This is a genomic window from Microbacterium sp. NPDC089188 (assembly GCF_040685155.1).
In the GTDB taxonomy this organism is placed as follows: Bacteria; Actinomycetota; Actinomycetes; order Actinomycetales; family Microbacteriaceae; genus Microbacterium; species Microbacterium galbum.
The window spans coordinates 404,118-420,223 of the sequence record NZ_JBFBHH010000003.1; the positions used below are offsets into that span (position 1 = coordinate 404,118).

Genomic DNA, 16,106 nt, shown 5'->3' on the forward strand with positions numbered 1-16,106 from the left:
CGGCGCTCAGTACCAGCCGGTCTGCTCCGAGTGCGCCCATGCTCCGCAGGGAGAGCCGTAACGCGCGCTGATGTACGACAGTCCCCACGAGATCTGCGTCGCCGCGTTCGTGCGCCAATCCAGACCGGCGGATGCCATCTTCTCGCCCGGGAGCGCCTGCGGGATGCCGTACGCGCCGCTCCACGGATTGAGGGCGTCGGCGCGCCAGCCCGACTCGCGATTCCACAGCGAGACGAGGCAGGAGAACTGATCGTCGCCCCACCCGTAGGAACGGATCGCGCCGCGCGCATGATCGCGGGCCTCGCCCGGGCTCATGATCGGGCCCGCGGGTGCCGTCGAGCCGCCGCCGGAGCCGCCCGACCCGCCGCCATTCGAACCGCCTCCGCCGGAGCCGCTCCCGCCGCCCGAGCCTCCGCCGCTGCCGCCGGACCCGCCGCCCGAGCCGCTGCCGCCCGACCCGCCCCCGCCGGAGTTGCCGGACCCGCCGCCTGCTCCTCCCGACCCGCCACCGGACCCGCTGCCGCCGGAGCCGCCCGTTCCCGAGCCGCCGGATCCGCTCGATCCGGAGCCGCCACCGGTCGCGCCGCCGGCCTCGGCGGCGTCGCGTGCGGCCTTCTCGCGTTCACGGGCTGCGCGCTCCTGGGCTGCGGTGGTCTCTTTCAGGGCGGCGAGTTGCGCGTACAGCTCGTCCAGTCGCGACTGCGCCGCCGCGACACCGGCCGCTTCGGCATCCGCTTCCCCGCGGGCCGCGGCCGCCGTGGTCTCCGCTTCGGCCGCGAGCCGAGCCGCTTCGGTGCGCGCCGCCTCGGCCTGCGTGCGGAGTGACGTCGCGACGTCGGCGGCCGATCGGGCGTCGCCCGCGGTGCGCGCGCTGACGGAGGTGACGTGGTCGAGGAGACCGAGCCGCTGCAGCAGCGAATCGGGATCCGCCTCGGTGAGCAGCTGAGCGACCAGAGGCCCGGCGCCGACCGTCCGATAGAGGCGGGCGGCGCTGGCCCCCGCGCGGCTGCTCGCCTGCGACAGGGCGGCATCGGCCGCCGTACTCTGCTCGGTCAGGGTCTGAGCGCGCGCGGACGTCGTGTCCGCGAGACGGCGCGTGCGCTCGGCGGCGGCGGACGCGTCCAGCGCGCGACGGGACGCGGACGCTGCCGCCGCCTCCGCGGCATCCAGCTGGTCCTTCAGCGCCGCCACGGCCGACTCGTCGACAGCGGCGGGACGTGTGCTCGTCGCGGTCGACGCGACCGAGGCGGAGGCGGAAATCGGCAGGAAGGTCGCGCCGACGACCAGGCACGCGGCGAGCGTGTGACTGGTGAGACGCGTGAGACCCATGAGGTCACGCTAGAGCACGAAGGCGTGGCGCGACCACCCCGAAGCGGTCGTCGCTGGTAGGGTGAAGCCCGAATGCCGTCTTGGCATCCGCTCAACTACATATGAGCTCACGGAGCAGGCCGGCAGACGCTGGTCCCCTGTGGTGGACTCCCCGTCGGAACGCCGGGTGGTCGTCTACTGGTGGCCAGTCGCCGGGACTTCCGGGTCGATTCGTCGGCGCGCCCTTTCTGCCTGTTCCTGCTCCTTCGCATGTCAGCTCGTCGCCCACACGGGGCGGCGAGCCTAAACAAAGAAGGAGGGACCTCTTGGAAGGTCCAGAAATCACCGCCGCCGAGGCCGTTCTCGACAACGGCCGCTTCGGCACCCGTACCATCCGTTTCGAGACCGGACGCCTCGCCCAGCAGGCCCAGGGCGCCGTCGCCGCCTACCTCGACGAGGAGACGATGCTCCTGTCGGCCACCAGCGCCGGCAAGCACCCCCGTGAGGGCTTCGACTTCTTCCCGCTGACCGTCGACGTCGAAGAGCGTTCGTACGCCGCGGGCAAGATCCCCGGCTCGTTCTTCCGTCGCGAGGGTCGCCCCTCGACCGAGGCCATCCTCGTGTGCCGCCTCATCGACCGCCCGCTGCGCCCGTCGTTCGTCGACGGCCTGCGCAACGAGGTCCAGATCGTCGTCACCGTGCTGTCGATCGCACCCGGCGAGTTCTACGACGCCCTCGCCATCAACGCGGCATCCATGTCGACCCAGATCTCGGGTCTGCCGTTCTCGGGCCCCATCGCGGGTGTGCGCCTGGCGCTCATCCCCGGCCAGGGCGAGCACGCCGACCAGTGGGTCGCATTCCCCACCGTCACCCAGCTCGAGGACGCCGTGTTCGACCTCATCGTCGCGGGCCGCGTGCTCGACGACGGCGACGTCGCCATCATGATGGTGGAGGCCGAGGCCACCGAGGGCAGCTGGAACATGATCAAGGGCGGTGCGACCAAGCCCAACGAGCAGGTCGTCGCCGAGGGTCTCGAGGCCGCGAAGCCGTTCCTGCGCCAGCTCGTCGACGCGCAGAACGAGGTCGCTCGCACCGCGTCGAAGGAGATCCAGTCGTTCCCCGTCTTCCCGGCCTACAGCCAGGAGACCTACGACTTCGTCGCCGGTCGCGCCTACGACCGTCTGGTGCCGGTATACCAGATCGCCGACAAGCAGGAGCGTCAGAACGCCGACGACGAGGTCAAGACCTCGGTCAAGGAGCAGCTGCTCGCCGCCGTCGAGTCGGGCGAGCTGCCCGCTGTCGCGACGCTGGAGTTCAACGCCGCGTACAAGTCGGTCACCAAGACGATCGTCCGCGGTCGCATCCTCGCCGAGGGCGTCCGTATGGACGGCCGTGGCCTGGCCGACATCCGCCCGCTCGACGCCGAGGTGCAGGTCATCCCGCGCGTGCACGGCTCGGCGATCTTCCAGCGCGGCGAGACCCAGATCCTGGGCGTCACCACGCTGAACATGCTCAAGATGGAGCAGCAGATCGACTCGCTCTCGCCCATCACGAGCAAGCGCTACCTGCACCACTACAACTTCCCGCCGTACTCGACCGGTGAGACCGGTCGCGTGGGGTCGCCGAAGCGTCGCGAGATCGGCCACGGCTTCCTGGCCGAGCGCGCGCTCGTGCCGGTGCTGCCCAGCCGCGAGGAGTTCCCCTACGCGATCCGTCAGGTGTCCGAGGCCCTCGGCTCGAACGGTTCGACGTCGATGGGCTCTGTCTGCGCCTCGACCCTGTCGCTGCTGAACGCGGGTGTGCCCCTTCGCGCTCCCGTCGCCGGTATCGCCATGGGTCTGGTGACCGACGAGGTCGACGGACAGACCCGCTACGCCGCGCTGACCGACATCCTCGGCGCCGAAGACGCCCTCGGCGACATGGACTTCAAGGTCGCAGGTACCTCCGAGTTCATCACCGCGATCCAGCTCGACACCAAGCTCGACGGCATCCCGTCGTCGGTGCTGGCCGCCGCCCTCACCCAGGCGAAGGAGGCTCGTCTGACGATCCTCAACGTCCTGAACGCCGCGATCGACGCTCCCGACGAGATGGCGCCCACCGCGCCCCGCGTCATCAGCGTGCAGATCCCGGTCGACAAGATCGGTGAGCTCATCGGCCCCAAGGGCAAGACGATCAACGCCATCCAGGATGAGACCGGCGCGCAGATCTCCATCGAGGAGGACGGCACCGTCTACATCGGCGCGACCGACGGACCCTCGGCCGAGGCTGCCCGTGCCCAGGTGAACGCGATCGCCAACCCGACCAACCCCGAGGTGGGCGAGCAGTTCCTCGGAACGGTCGTGAAGATCGCGACCTTCGGTGCGTTCGTCTCGCTGCTCCCCGGCAAGGACGGCCTGCTGCACGTCAGCGAGGTCCGCAAGCTCGCCGGTGGCAAGCGCGTCGAGAACGTCGAAGACGTGCTCTCGGTCGGCCGCAAGATCCTCGTGCGCATCACGAAGATCGACGACCGCGGCAAGCTCTCGCTCGAGCCCGTGCTCGACGAGGAGGCCACCACGCCCGAGCCCGCCGACACGCAGAGCTCGGCCGCCGCGAGCGAGGGCCCCGAGGCTCCCGCCGAAGGCTGATCGCGCGATCACCGAATGCCCGTCCCGCTCGATGCGGGGCGGGCATCCGTCGTGTGACGCAAGTGGTCAGCGGGGCTCATGTGACAGCGCCGCGCGCAAGCGTTACGCAATGTTTATCGCCGGGCCGGGTGAAACCGCAGCCTCGTCAGGGCGAACGCATACGCTCGAAGAACGTCGGGGGGCGAGGGCGTGCGGCATATCCGCACCGGTTCCCGGCGCGAGAGGGGATCTCACCATGGGCGGCTCGGGCGTCGACGAGACGGCCTCGCCGCGCCTGCGTCGGGATCGCGCTCCGCACCCGTCCGCCCCCATCACCCTGCAGGGGCCGGGCCTCGGCTCCCACGTGCGCGTCCCCCTCGGCGAGACCGGCTTCGACGTCTTCCCGCTCTTCCTCGGCGGCGGGGAGTTCGGCTGGAACGTCGACGCCGGCGCCAGCCACGAGATCCTCGACGCCTACGTCGAGCTCGGTGGCAACGCCGTGCACACCGCCGACAGCTACGCGGCCGGCCGCAGCGAGTACATCATCGGCGCGTGGATGCGGTCGCGCCGCCTTCGCGATGACACCGTCCTGACCGTGCGGGTGGGCGGTCATCCCGACAACCCCGGTCTCGACTCCGTGAACCTCGTGCGGGCGGTCGAGGCGTCGCTCACGCGCCTGGGCACCGATCGCATCGACGTCCTCTCGCTCGACGCCGCCCGTGGCGATACGGCGATGCTGGAGGACACCCTCGCCACGAGCGAGTGGCTGGTCGACTCCGGCAAGGTGCGCGCGATCGGCGCCCACGGATACACCGCCGCCCAGCTCGTGGAGGCGCGCATCCTGTCGTCGGCGGGGTATCCCCGCATCACGGTGCTCGACGTGCCGTACAACGTGCTGCGGCGCTCGGAATTCGACGGAGATGTGCGTCTGATCGCGTCCGCCCAGAACATGGCGGTGACCCCGTCGCATCCTCTCGCTCACGGTTTCCTCGCGGGCGAGACGCGCACGCGCGGTCAGTCGACGCAGTCGGTGCGCGGCTCCCAGGTCGCGGCCCACCTGAACCGGCGCGGCTCGCGGGTCCTGCGCGCGCTCGACACCGTCGGCAACGAACTCGGCATCCCGGATGCGGCGGTGGCGGTGGCATGGCTGCTCGCGCAGAAGATCATCACCGCGCCCATCGTCAACGCCTTCGCTCCGCGCCACGTGGTGGAATGCATGCGCGCCGTGGGCGTGCGGCTCAGCCGCTCCCAGCTGTCGGACATCGCGCGCGCCGCCGAGTGAGGGCCGCCCCCACCGGGGCGTGACGTAGGCTGGGAGGACCGGCCGGGGGACGGCAGATCGACAACGGGGTGAGCTGACGTGACGCACTACATCTACCTGGTGCGCCATGGCGAGCACCAGGATGCCGAGCACGGCCTCTCCGACGGCCCCCTGTCGCCGCGCGGCCAGCGTCAGGCGGCGTTGCTCGCCGATCGGCTGTCGGGTCTTCCCCTCGACGCGGTGTGGCACTCGCCCCTCGAGCGCGCCGCGCAGACCGCGCGCGCCGTCGCCGACCGCCTCCCGTCGGTCTCGCCGGAGTCGTCGGCGCTGCTGTTCGACTGCGTCCCCACCGGAATGACGCCCGAGACCCCGGCCGCGTACGAGCCGTTCTTCGGCTCGGTGACCGAGGCCGAGATCGACGCGGGACGCGCGCAGATGGCCGACGCGACCGCCGAGTTCCTCGCCCGCAAGGCGGGGGAGGTGCACGAGCTGGTGATCACCCACAACTTCGTCATCTCGTGGTTCGTCCGCGAGGTGCTGCAGGCTCCCGATTGGCGTTGGATGACGATCAACCAGGCGTACTGCGGACTCACGGTCATCGCGCAGAAGAAGGGCCGCCCCTGGACGCTGCTGTCGCACAACGACCTGGCGCACCTGCCGGTCGAACTGCGCACGGGACTGGTCGACCCGCTGCCGGTCTGACCGGGCTGCCGGTCCGATCGGGCCGCCCATCCGATCGGGCTGCCGCGGACGAGACGGCCGGTCTGATCCGGCTGGTGGTGCGATCCGGCTGCCGGTCCACCCCGCCGCCGGCTTGTGCGCTGCCGGCGGCACTCCGCTCCGGATGCCGCTCGCGCGGCGCGTCTGTGGACAGTGCCCGACCCGCGACGGCGCCGACGCCTAGGCTGGTGGCATGACCACACGCGTTGCCATCGTGGGCGGAACAGGCAAGCTCGGCGGAGTCATCCGCGAGGTCGTCGAGGCCGAGGACGGATACGAGGTCGCCGCCGTGCTCGGCTCCCAGTCCGATCTCGCCGAGCTCGACGGAGCCGACCTCGTGGTCGACGCCTCGACGCCCGCGGTGTCCATCGACGTCGTCCGCGCCGCCATCGACCGCGGACTCAACGTGCTCGTGGGCACCTCGGGGTGGTCGAACGAGCGCATCGCCCTCGTCCGCCCCCTCGCGGAGGCGGCCGGGACGGGTGTCGTCTTCATCCCCAACTTCTCGCTCGGGTCGGTCATCGGCAGTGCCCTGGCCGCTGCCGCGGCCCCGTTCTTCCCGTCGATCGAGATCGTCGAGGCCCACCGCGACACGAAGGTCGATTCGCCCAGCGGCACCGCGGTGCGCACGGCCGAGCTCATCGCCTCGGCCCGCGCCGACGTCGGTCCCGTCGAGTCACCGCACGTCGACCAGCGTGCTCGGGGCCAGCGCGTGGCATCCGTTCCGATCCACTCGCTTCGACGTCCCGGCGTGATCGCCCGCCAGGAGACTGTGCTCTCGGGCGCGGGAGAGTCGCTCACCATCGTGCACGACACGATCGACCCGACCACGGCATACGCGCCGGGGGTCCGCATCGCCCTCGCGGCGGCTCGCGAGGCGCGCGGCGTGACCATCGGTCTCGACAGCTTCATCGACATCGGCGTGCGCACGCGGCCGGTCGAGACCGGCGCCCCGGTGTCGGACGGCGACGTGTCGGGTCAGGTCGCGAGCGCGACGAGCGCATGAGGGTCCGCATCGCCGTCGCCGTCATGACGGTGCTGCTTCTGCTCTACGTCGTCCTGGCGGGGCAACGGGCGCTCGTCCTGCTCGCCAGCGGCGAGACCGTCGGCGTGGTCATGGGCATCGCCCTTCTCGTCCTGCCGTCGCTCGCCCTCTGGGCCATCGGGCGCGAGCTGTGGTTCGGTGTGCGCGCGCAGCAGATCGGCGAGAGGCTCGACGCCGAGGGCGGACTCCCCGACGAAGACCTGCCCGTGCGGCCGAGCGGGCGCGTCGAACGCGCCGACGGCGACGCCCTGTTTCCGCGCTATCGCGCCGAGGTCGAGGCTGATCCCGCCGACTGGCGCGCGCGCTACCGTCTCGCTCTGGCTTACGACGCCGCGGGTGACCGTCGGCGTGCGCGCGAGGCCGTGCGCACCGCGATCCGTCTCGAGGCGGCGGAGCGACGCGGGCGCTGAGTCCGCGCGGTCGCCGCTCCGCCGTCGCTCGTCAGTCGGCCGCGGGGACGGCGGAGGCGACCGCGTCCTCGACCGTTCGGTGCGTGAAAGAGAAGCCCGTGTCGTTCAGGACCGTCGGTTTCACGTCGGCGTCGGAGGTGAGGAGGGCCTCGGTGGCATCCGTCCCGAGAGCGAGCTTGACGCCCCAGATCGGCGCGCGCAGCACGTACGGGCGGTTCATGCGCCGCGCCAGGGCGAATCCGAGGTCGTTCGCCGTCGCCCGGGTCGGGCCCGTCAGGTTGACGGGGCCGTCGATCTCGGAGTCGATCACGTGACGGATGGCGCGCACCTCGTCGTCGAGCGAGATCCACGGCCACACCTGGGTCCCGCGTCCGATGGGCCCTGAGATGCCGAGCTTGGTGAGGAGCAGCAGGGGCTTCAGGACGCCCTGCTCGTGCACGACGGGGGCCGTGCGCAGGAGCGCGACGCGCGCCTTGTCACCCGCGTCCCGGGCGGCGGACTCCCACTCCACGCAGATGTCGGCGAGAAGGCCCGTGCCGCGGGGCGAGCCCTCGGTGAGCTCGACGCGCGGCTGCGAGCCGTAGAAGCCGGTCGCGCTCGCGTTCACGAGCGCCGGGGCATCATCGCCGAGAGCGCGGACGGCAGCGGCCAGCGTGCGCGTCGGCGTCACCCGCGACCACAGCAGCGTCGACTTGTACGACGGGGTCCACGGGAAACGGCCGATCGAGGCACCGTTCAGACACACCACCGCGTCGGCCCCGGCGATGACCTCGGGGTCGAGAGGAGTGGCATCGTGAAGCCACTGCCGCTCGTGCGGGGCCGAGGGGGCGTGGCGCACCAGCGAGGTGACCTCGACGCCGTCGCTTCGCAGGGAGTCGAGAAGCGCCGAGCCGATGAGGCCCGACGCGCCGGCGATGACGACGCGTCGGGCCGGGGTCTCAGGCAAGCGTCGCCTCGAGGGTGATGTCGATACCGGCGAGGGCCTGCGACACGGGGCAGTTCGCCTTCGCGTCGGCCGCGATCTTCTGGAACGTGGCGTCGTCGAGGTCGGGCACGACGGCGTTGACGTTGAGGTGGCTGCCGGTGATACCGGTGCCGGGCTTGAAGGTGATGGATGCCGTGGTGTCGACCGACGTCGGCGGGGTGCCGTTGTCGGCGAGGGCGTTCGACAACGCCATGCTGAAGCATGCAGAGTGGGCGCCCGCGAGCAGCTCCTCGGGCGTGGTGACCGAGCTCGAGCCTTCGCTGCGCGCCTTCCAGTTCACGTCGAACGTACCGATGCCTGACGAGGTGAACGTGACCTCGCCCGATCCCTCGAACAGGCTGCCTTTCCAGGCGGTGGTGGCTTCGCTCGTGACGGCCATGGGGAACCTCCGTTGATCCGGCGCGATCGGGGGTGACCGCGACGCGGCCAGCCTAACGAGGGGTTCCGACGCTGCGCGGGACTTGACAGCCCCGTCTCACGGACCGCTCAGGCAGTGGTGGGTCCGCGGCGGCCGAGCAGTCCCGCGCGCTGCAGGACGAGGTAGAGCTGACAGCCGAGGCACAGTCCGAAGACGGCGTTCAGGAACGCGGCGACGAAGGCCATCGCCGCCGCGACCGGCAGCGCCCAGGGCACTCCGGCCAGGTGCAGCAGCAGACCCACGGCCGTCACGAACAGTCCCACGCCCTGCGCGAAGCGCGGCGGGCGCGGGTCCTCGAACTCGGTGGGGGGAGTGAGGCGCGGCTGAACGACCCGGCGGTACAGCACGCTCCACGGCGCCGTGCGCGGAGCGGCGACGCCCCACACGAACAGGAGGGCGACCACGAGCAGGAGCAGGAAGCCGGGGTCGGACGCACGCTCGAGCACCGACGCCTGCCCAACCGCGGGGTACGAGGGGGAGAAGCTGTCTCCCGTCAGGGGCTGATACGCGGTGAACCCCGGGGCGGCGCGCGTGGAGATACCGACGAGGCTCAGCAGCGTCGCGACCAGCAGCAGAACGGCGGTGACGGATGCCGCGAACCGCGGGCCGCGGGCATCGATGCGCGAGATGTCAGGCACGGGCCGTCTCCTTCTTCAGGGTGTCGAGTTCGAGCTCGACGACCGACCGGCCGGGCGTTCCGCCGAAGCGCGTGCGCACGACCCCGCGACGATCGAGCACGAGCGTCGTGGGCGTCTGCAGCACCCGGAAGTGCTGCGCGATGTCGGGGCGGTGCGTGAGGTCGACGTCGAGATGACGGACGCCGTCGCGGGCATCGGCGACCTCGCTGAGCATCCGGTGGACCCCGGGGCAGCGCGCGCACATCTCGGTGCTGAACTGCAGGAGGGTCGCCTCCTCGCCCAGGCCGTCGGCGCCGAGACGGCGCGGGTCGATGACCTCGGCCGAGTCGATGGCGCGGGCGCGGCCGTCGCGGCGGCGCCAGAGGAGTCCCGCGGCCGTCGCCACGACGACGAGAGCCGCGACAGAGATCAGGGCGATGGTCAGGTCCACGACGGACAACGGTAGTGCGCCGTGACGGGCCGCGGGCCGATGAGTCCTCGCATGACGCACCCGCTCAGCGTTCTCACGGCCGGGCCTTTGCGGCATCCCCCTCCTCCCCAGGCCCGGCCGCCGCGGGGCGGGTGTGGACGATCGGCGTGACGGGGGCGCACGCGGGTATCGTGAAGCTCGTGACCGCCGACACCTCGACGCCCTACGAAGACCTGCTCCGCGACGTCCTCGAGCAGGGCGTGCACAAGTCCGATCGCACCGGTACGGGCACCACGAGCGTGTTCGGCCGGCAGATCCGGTTCGACCTCGCCGAGGGGTTCCCTCTGGTGACGACCAAGCGCGTGCATCTCAAGTCGATCGTCTACGAGCTGCTGTGGTTCCTCCGTGGTGAGTCGAACGTGTCGTGGCTGCGGGAGAACGGCGTCACGATCTGGGACGAGTGGGCCGACGCCGACGGCGAGCTGGGGCCCGTCTACGGCGTGCAGTGGCGCTCCTGGCCGACCGCCGACGGTGGCACCATCGACCAGATCGCCCAGGTCGTCGAGCAGATCCGTCGCGATCCCGACTCGCGTCGCCTGATCGTGTCGGCGTGGAACCCCGCCGACATCCCCGACATGGCGCTCGCGCCGTGCCACGCGCTCTTCCAGTTCTACGTGGCCGACGGCAAGCTGTCGTGCCAGCTGTACCAGCGCAGCGCCGACATGTTCCTCGGTGTCCCCTTCAACATCGCGTCCTACGCGCTGCTGACGCTGATGATCGCGCAGCAGACAGGCCTCGAGCCGGGCGAGTTCGTGTGGACCGGCGGTGACTGCCACGTCTACGACAACCACCGCGCGCAGGTCGCCGAGCAGCTCACGCGCGAGGCGTACCCCGCCCCGATGCTGCGCTTCGCGCGCACCCCCGACTCGATCTTCGACTACACCTACGACGACATCGTCGTCGAGGGGTATCAGCACCACCCCGCCATCCGCGCGGCCGTCGCCGTATGACCTCGGTCGGTCTCGTCTGGGCCGAAGCCCATGACGGCATCATCGGCGCCGAGGGCGGGATGCCGTGGCACGTCCCCGAAGACATGGCGCACTTCCGCGAGGTCACGGGCTCGCGCGACGTGATCATGGGGCGTCGCACGTGGGAGTCCCTCCCGCCGCGATTCCGCCCCCTCCCGGGGCGGCGCAACATCGTGGTGACCCGCTCCGACGCGTGGACCGCTGAGGGGGCCGAGCGAGCAGGATCGCTCGACGAGGCCCTCGCGTCGGCCCGCGGAGCCGAGGTCTGGGTGATCGGCGGAGGCATGCTGTACGCCGAAGCCGTCGACCGCGCCGACGTCCTCGAGGTGACGCGCCTCGACCTCGCGGTCGACGGCGACACCCGCGCTCCGTCGACGCGGGGCTGGTCGCGGGTCGCCGCCGACCCCGCCGAGGGATGGCACACCTCGCGCAGCGGCATCCGGTATCGCTTCGAGACGTACCACCGGGGAGACTGAGATGACGCGCACCGCGGTGGTCACGGGGGCGAGTTCGGGCCTCGGCGCCGAGTTCGCCCGGCAGCTCGCCGCGCGCGGCGCCGACCTCGTTCTCGTCGCCCGCGACGCAGCCGCCCTGGAGGCCGTCGCCTCCGAGGTGCGCGATCGTCACGGCGTCGCGGTCGAGGTCCTCAGCGCCGACCTCCTCGAGCCCGACGCTCTTTCGCGCATCGAGGAGCGCCTCCAGGTCGGCGATGTGGCCGTGCTCGTGAACAACGCGGGATTCGGGCTCGACCTCGCCTTCGAAGAGAACGACGTCGACGCCGAGGTTCGCCACTTGCGACTGCACGTGGAAGCCGCCATGCGGCTCACGCACGCAGCGCTGACCCCGATGCTCTCGCGGGGGAGCGGCCGCATCGTCAACGTGGCCTCCGTCGCCGGGTTCGTGCCGCGCGGAACCTATGGCGCCGCGAAAGGGTGGCTCATCTCGTTCAGCCGCTGGGCGAACGTCGTCTACCGTCCACGGGGCGTGACGGTGACGGCGGTCTGTCCGGGCTTCGTGCACACGAACTTCCACGAGCGCCTCGGCCTCCCTCCGGGGCAGGAGGGCGTGCCCGATCGCATGTGGCTCGACGCGGCCACCGTGGTGCGCGAGGGACTGCGCGACGCCGCACGGGGGCGCTCGGTGTCGGTGCCGTCGTGGCGGTACAAGCTCCTGGTCGCCGGGTCGCGCCTGCTGCCCGACGCGGTGGTCGTGCGCGCGGCGTCACGCGGGCGCTGATCCCCTTCGCGTCTCAGCGGAACCGACCCAACCGGATCCCGGCGAAGGCGAGGGCGGCGATCGTCTCCCCGTCGGTGATGCCGCCGCCCGCGATCAGCGCGAGCGCCTCGGCGAACGGGATCCACCGCACGGCGTCGATGCCCTCCTCGCTCTGCGAGGCCGTGGCATCCGTCATCGACAGGCCGCGCGCGAGGAAGACGTGCTCGGGGGCCTCGGCGATGCCGTTCAGGGCGTTCATCGCTCCCAGATCGTGCCACTCGGATGCCGTCACCCCGGCCTCCTCGAGCAGCTCGCGTCGCGCCGCGAGGAGCGGATCCTCCCCGTCGGACCCGCCCGCGGGGATCTCGAGCGAACGACCCGTCGTGTACCTCTCGAGCTCGACGAAGCAGACGCGCTCGTCGTCATCCAGCGCGACGACGAACACCGCGGGGTTCTGCATGCGCACCACCCCGTAGATGCCGTCGCCGTGCGGGCCGGTCACGTCATCCTCGCGGACGTTGATCCAGGGATTCTCGTACACGGTGCGCGTCGCGCGGGTCGTCCAGGCCATGCGCTCACCCTAGGACGCCCTCGCCGTCACGCATTGTTCACACCGACTGCGGGGGAGGCCGGGGGAGGACGCCGCCGAACCGATAACCTGGGATCATGACGCACTCCGGCAATCCCTTCGGTCAGGTGCTCGTCGCGCTCATCACTCCGATGACCGCCGACGGCGAAGTCGATTGGCCCGCCACCGAGAAGCACATCGACGACGTCATCACCGCCGGGGCCGACGGCATCGTCGTCACCGGCACCACGGGCGAGACCTCGACGCTCACCGACCCTGAGAAGCTGCGTCTGGTCGAGGTCGGCAAGAGCGTGTCGGCCGGTCGCGCCAAGATCATCACGGGCGGCGGCTCGAACGAGACCGCGCACGCGATAGAGCTCTACAAGGCCAGCGAGAAGGCCGGCGCCGACGGCATCATGATCGTCACGCCGTACTACAACAAGCCCACGCAGGCCGGCATCCTGACGCACTTCCGTCTCGTCGCCGACGCGACCGACCTGCCGGTCATCCTCTACGACATCCCCGGCCGCACGGGTGTGCCCATCACGTACGAGACGATCCTGCGCCTCGCGAAGCACCCCAACATCCTCGCGATCAAAGACGCCAAGGGCGACTTCAGCGAGGTCAGCCGGGTGCTCAACCAGACCGACCTGATGTACTTCTCGGGCGACGACGCCAATGTCCTCCCGCACCTCTCGATCGGCGCGTCCGGCCTCATCGGCGTCACGGCGAACATCGCCGCCGCGCCCTACCGGACGATCGTGGATGCCGTGAACGCGGGCGATCTGGCGTCCGCCACCGCTGCGCACAAAGGCCTCGAACCGCTCGTCCGCGCCGTCATGACGCACGTACCGGGCACGGTCGCGGCGAAGTACATCCTGCACGGCCTCGGCCGCATCGGCAGCCCCCGGGTCCGCCTGCCCCTCGTCGGGCCGGAGGAGTGGGAAGCCGCCGTCATCGAAGACGAGTTGGCCCTCGTGAAGAACGTGGCCGGCGCCGACTTCTCCAACTTCCGCCCCGACCGCAACGCGGCCGCCGGCGGCGCGCTGCCGAAGGTGCACGGCACCACGAGATAAGCATCGGCGTCCGCCGAACCGCGGCCAGGGACGCCACACAGAGGGATGCCGCACGGCGGCATCCGAGGAGGCACATATGCCCACTACCCCGTTCGATCCGCCCGCGCTCGCCGCGGGCACCCTCCGCGTCATCCCGCTCGGCGGCCTCGGCGAAGTCGGTCGCAACATGACCGTTTTCGAGTACGACGGCAAGCTGCTCGTCGTCGACTGTGGCGTGCTCTTCCCCGAGGAGCACCAGCCCGGCGTCGACCTGATCCTGCCCGATTTCGAGCCCATCCGGCACCGTCTCGACGACATCGTCGGCGTCGTGCTGACCCACGGCCACGAGGACCACATCGGCGCCGTCCCCTACCTGCTCAAGCTCAAGGGCGACATCCCCCTCATCGGCTCGGGGCTCACCCTCGCTCTCATCGAGGCGAAGTTGAAAGAGCACCGCATCCGCCCGTACACCCTCACGGTGGCGGAGGGGCAGCGCGAGCAGGTCGGTCCGTTCGATCTCGAGTTCGTCGCGGTCAACCACTCGATCCCCGACGCCCTCGCCGTCGCGATCCGCACCCCTGCGGGTCTCGTTCTCGCCACGGGCGACTTCAAGATGGATCAGCTGCCGCTCGACGGTCGCATCACCGATCTCCGTGCGTTCGCGCGTCTCGGCGAGGAGGGCGTCGACCTGTTCCTCGTCGACTCCACCAACGCCGACGTGCCCGGGTTCACGCCCACGGAGCGCGGCATCGGCCCCGTGCTCGACCAGGTGATCGCCAAGGCGCCTCGCCGTGTCGTCGTCGCGAGCTTCTCCAGCCACGTGCACCGGGTGCAGCAGGTGCTCGACGCCGCCCACGCGAACGGTCGCCGTGTGGCGCTGCTCGGGCGCAGCATGGTGCGCAACATGGGGATCGCGGCCGACCTCGGCTACCTGAACGTGCCGGACGGCGTGCTCATCGACTACAAGAAGGCGCGCGACCTGCCCGACGACAAGATCGTCTACATGTCGACCGGGTCGCAGGGCGAGCCGATGGCCGTCCTCAGCCGCATGGCCAACCTGGATCACGCGATCGAACCCGGCGAGGGCGACACGATCATCCTGGCATCCAGCCAGATCCCCGGGAACGAGAACGCGATCTACCGCGTCATCGACGGGCTGACGAAGCTCGGTGCGACCGTGGTGCACAAGGGCAATGCCAAGGTGCACGTCTCGGGTCACGCCGCGGCGGGCGAGCTGCTGTACTGCTACAACATCCTCAAGCCCAAGAACGTCCTCCCCGTGCACGGCGAGTACCGCCACCTGATGGCGAACGCCAAGCTCGCTCGCGAGACCGGCATCCCCGAGAAGAACACCATCCTCGGCGAGAACGGCACGGTCGTCGATCTGCGCGACGGCGTGGCCGAGGTCGTGGGCCAGGTCGACATCGGCTTCGTGTACGTCGACGGGTCATCGGTGGGCGAGATCACGGATGCCGACCTGAAGGACCGACGCATCCTCGGCGAGGAGGGCTTCATCTCGGTCATCGTCGTCGTCGACTCCGCGACCGGCAAGATCGTGTCGGGACCCGAGATCCATGCCCGCGGCGTCGCGGAGGACGACAAGGTCTTCGACAGCGTGAAACCGAAGATCGCGGCGGCACTGGCCGAGGCGGCGAAGTCGGGGGTCCGCGACAACCACGCGTTGTCCCAGGTCGTGCGTCGCACGATCGGACGCTGGGTCAACCAGTCGCTTCGTCGTCGGCCCATGATCGTACCGATGGTCATCGAGGCCTGAGCAGCCGAGCAGAGCGGAGCGCCGCGGGGATCCCCCCGCGGCGCTCCGTCGTTCCCGGGTTCCGCCTGCGATCACGCCGTGAGGCGAGGCGGGCCTGTTCGGGGCGCCCGGGCGGTCGGCGTGGTCACGCGGGTATGCCCTCGCTCGCTATCATGCGGGCATGCCCGGTCTCCCGATCCGTGCGGCTGTCCGTTCCGACGGCGCCTTCCTCGCCGATATGACCGTCGAGGCCGCCAACTGGCGCGCCGGTGGTGCCCGCCCTCGTCACGAGGTGCTGAGCAGTCCGGACCATCGCCGATACATCGCCGGGTGGCTGCGGCCGGGCGACGCGGGCTTCGTCGCCGAGTCGCCGACGGGGGAGCCGATCGGCGCCGCCTGGTATCGGATGTTCCCGCGCGACGAGCCCGGATTCGCCTGGATCGGAACGGGCGTGCCCGAGCTGATCATCGGCGTGCGGCCCGTCTGGCGGTCTCACGGAACGGGACGAGCCCTGCTGCAGCACCTCGTGGACCACGCTCGCGGCGAGGGGTATGCGCGCCTCAGCCTCAGCGTGGAGCGCGACAACTTCGCCGTGTCGTTGTACCGCTCGGAGGCGTTCGCCGTCGTGCGGCGGGGGATCGGCCGCGACGTCATGGTCAAGCGCCTGCGCTGAACCCCGCGTCGGTACCT

The 16,106-nt window shown here is 70.9% G+C and carries 17 protein-coding genes; 11 read left to right on the forward strand and 6 right to left on the reverse strand.

Annotated elements, in window-relative coordinates:
* Positions 1-6: 6 nt before the first annotated feature.
* Positions 7-1,329 carry a hypothetical protein gene (locus AB0N80_RS11795; protein ID WP_315993106.1) on the reverse strand — a complete coding sequence of 441 codons (1,323 nt, stop codon included), beginning with the start codon at positions 1,327-1,329 and terminating at the stop codon, positions 7-9.
* Positions 1,330-1,634: 305 nt separating this feature from the next.
* On the opposite strand from AB0N80_RS11795, the gene AB0N80_RS11800 reads away from it, so the two are divergent.
* The 5 genes from AB0N80_RS11800 (at position 1,635) to AB0N80_RS11820 (ending at position 7,347) form a co-directional block, all read left to right on the forward strand.
* Positions 1,635-3,932, forward strand: coding sequence for a polyribonucleotide nucleotidyltransferase (locus AB0N80_RS11800; protein ID WP_315993105.1), 2,298 nt, complete (start codon positions 1,635-1,637; stop codon positions 3,930-3,932).
* Between the two features lie 235 nt (positions 3,933-4,167).
* Complete coding sequence (locus AB0N80_RS11805) at positions 4,168-5,193, forward strand: aldo/keto reductase (RefSeq protein WP_363578808.1); 1,026 nt, start codon at positions 4,168-4,170, stop codon at positions 5,191-5,193.
* A 78-nt stretch (positions 5,194-5,271) separates the two neighbouring features.
* Positions 5,272-5,874, forward strand: a complete 603-nt coding sequence (locus AB0N80_RS11810; protein WP_315993103.1) for a histidine phosphatase family protein — start codon at positions 5,272-5,274, stop codon at positions 5,872-5,874.
* A 211-nt stretch (positions 5,875-6,085) separates the two neighbouring features.
* Positions 6,086-6,898, forward strand: coding sequence for a 4-hydroxy-tetrahydrodipicolinate reductase (dapB, locus tag AB0N80_RS11815; RefSeq protein WP_363578809.1), 813 nt, complete (start codon positions 6,086-6,088; stop codon positions 6,896-6,898).
* Positions 6,895-7,347 carry a hypothetical protein gene (locus AB0N80_RS11820; RefSeq protein WP_363578810.1) on the forward strand — a complete coding sequence of 151 codons (453 nt, stop codon included), beginning with the start codon at positions 6,895-6,897 and terminating at the stop codon, positions 7,345-7,347. Before dapB ends, AB0N80_RS11820 begins: the two co-directional genes overlap by 4 nt.
* Positions 7,348-7,378: 31 nt before the next feature.
* On the opposite strand, the gene AB0N80_RS11825 is transcribed toward AB0N80_RS11820, so the two are convergent.
* From AB0N80_RS11825 to AB0N80_RS11840, 4 genes are all read right to left on the reverse strand, one after another.
* Positions 7,379-8,293: a TIGR01777 family oxidoreductase gene (locus tag AB0N80_RS11825; protein ID WP_363578811.1), complete on the reverse strand. Its 915-nt coding sequence runs from the start codon at positions 8,291-8,293 to the stop codon at positions 7,379-7,381.
* Positions 8,286-8,711 (reverse strand): OsmC family peroxiredoxin, encoded by a 426-nt coding sequence (locus AB0N80_RS11830; RefSeq protein ID WP_315993099.1) that lies wholly within the window; start codon positions 8,709-8,711, stop codon positions 8,286-8,288. Before AB0N80_RS11830 ends, AB0N80_RS11825 begins: the two co-directional genes overlap by 8 nt.
* Positions 8,712-8,818: 107 nt before the next feature.
* The gene (locus tag AB0N80_RS11835) at positions 8,819-9,388 is read right to left on the reverse strand and encodes a DUF4395 domain-containing protein (RefSeq protein ID WP_363578812.1); all 570 of its coding nucleotides are present in this window, start codon (positions 9,386-9,388) and stop codon (positions 8,819-8,821) included.
* Positions 9,381-9,818 carry a thioredoxin family protein gene (locus AB0N80_RS11840; protein ID WP_363578813.1) on the reverse strand — a complete coding sequence of 146 codons (438 nt, stop codon included), beginning with the start codon at positions 9,816-9,818 and terminating at the stop codon, positions 9,381-9,383. The genes AB0N80_RS11835 and AB0N80_RS11840 overlap by 8 nt, the downstream gene beginning before the upstream one ends.
* A 179-nt stretch (positions 9,819-9,997) precedes the next feature.
* Between AB0N80_RS11840 and AB0N80_RS11845 the strand changes: the two genes are divergently transcribed.
* From AB0N80_RS11845 to AB0N80_RS11855, 3 genes are read left to right on the forward strand one after another with little or no spacing between them, the layout of a single operon-like run.
* Entirely contained in the window at positions 9,998-10,807 is an 810-nt protein-coding gene (locus AB0N80_RS11845) for a thymidylate synthase (RefSeq protein ID WP_363578814.1), read from the forward strand.
* Entirely contained in the window at positions 10,804-11,301 is a 498-nt protein-coding gene (locus AB0N80_RS11850) for a dihydrofolate reductase (protein ID WP_363578815.1), read from the forward strand. Before AB0N80_RS11845 ends, AB0N80_RS11850 begins: the two co-directional genes overlap by 4 nt.
* 1 nt (position 11,302) lies before the next feature.
* On the forward strand, positions 11,303-12,061 hold the full coding sequence (locus AB0N80_RS11855) for an SDR family oxidoreductase (RefSeq protein WP_363578816.1): 759 nt from the start codon (positions 11,303-11,305) through the stop codon (positions 12,059-12,061).
* 13 nt (positions 12,062-12,074) lie between these two features.
* Here the strand turns inward: AB0N80_RS11855 and AB0N80_RS11860 are convergent, their stop codons facing one another.
* A complete protein-coding gene (locus AB0N80_RS11860) occupies positions 12,075-12,611 on the reverse strand; it encodes an NUDIX hydrolase (protein ID WP_315993093.1) in 537 nt (178 codons plus the stop codon).
* Positions 12,612-12,706: 95 nt separating this feature from the next.
* On the opposite strand from AB0N80_RS11860, the gene dapA reads away from it, so the two are divergent.
* The 3 genes from dapA (at position 12,707) to AB0N80_RS11875 (ending at position 16,089) form a co-directional block, all read left to right on the forward strand.
* Positions 12,707-13,684: a 4-hydroxy-tetrahydrodipicolinate synthase gene (dapA, locus tag AB0N80_RS11865; RefSeq protein WP_315993092.1), complete on the forward strand. Its 978-nt coding sequence runs from the start codon at positions 12,707-12,709 to the stop codon at positions 13,682-13,684.
* 76 nt (positions 13,685-13,760) lie between these two features.
* Positions 13,761-15,437: a ribonuclease J gene (locus AB0N80_RS11870; protein WP_315993091.1), complete on the forward strand. Its 1,677-nt coding sequence runs from the start codon at positions 13,761-13,763 to the stop codon at positions 15,435-15,437.
* Positions 15,438-15,597: 160 nt separating this feature from the next.
* Positions 15,598-16,089: a GNAT family N-acetyltransferase gene (locus AB0N80_RS11875; RefSeq protein ID WP_315993090.1), complete on the forward strand. Its 492-nt coding sequence runs from the start codon at positions 15,598-15,600 to the stop codon at positions 16,087-16,089.
* Positions 16,090-16,106: the final 17 nt, after the last annotated feature.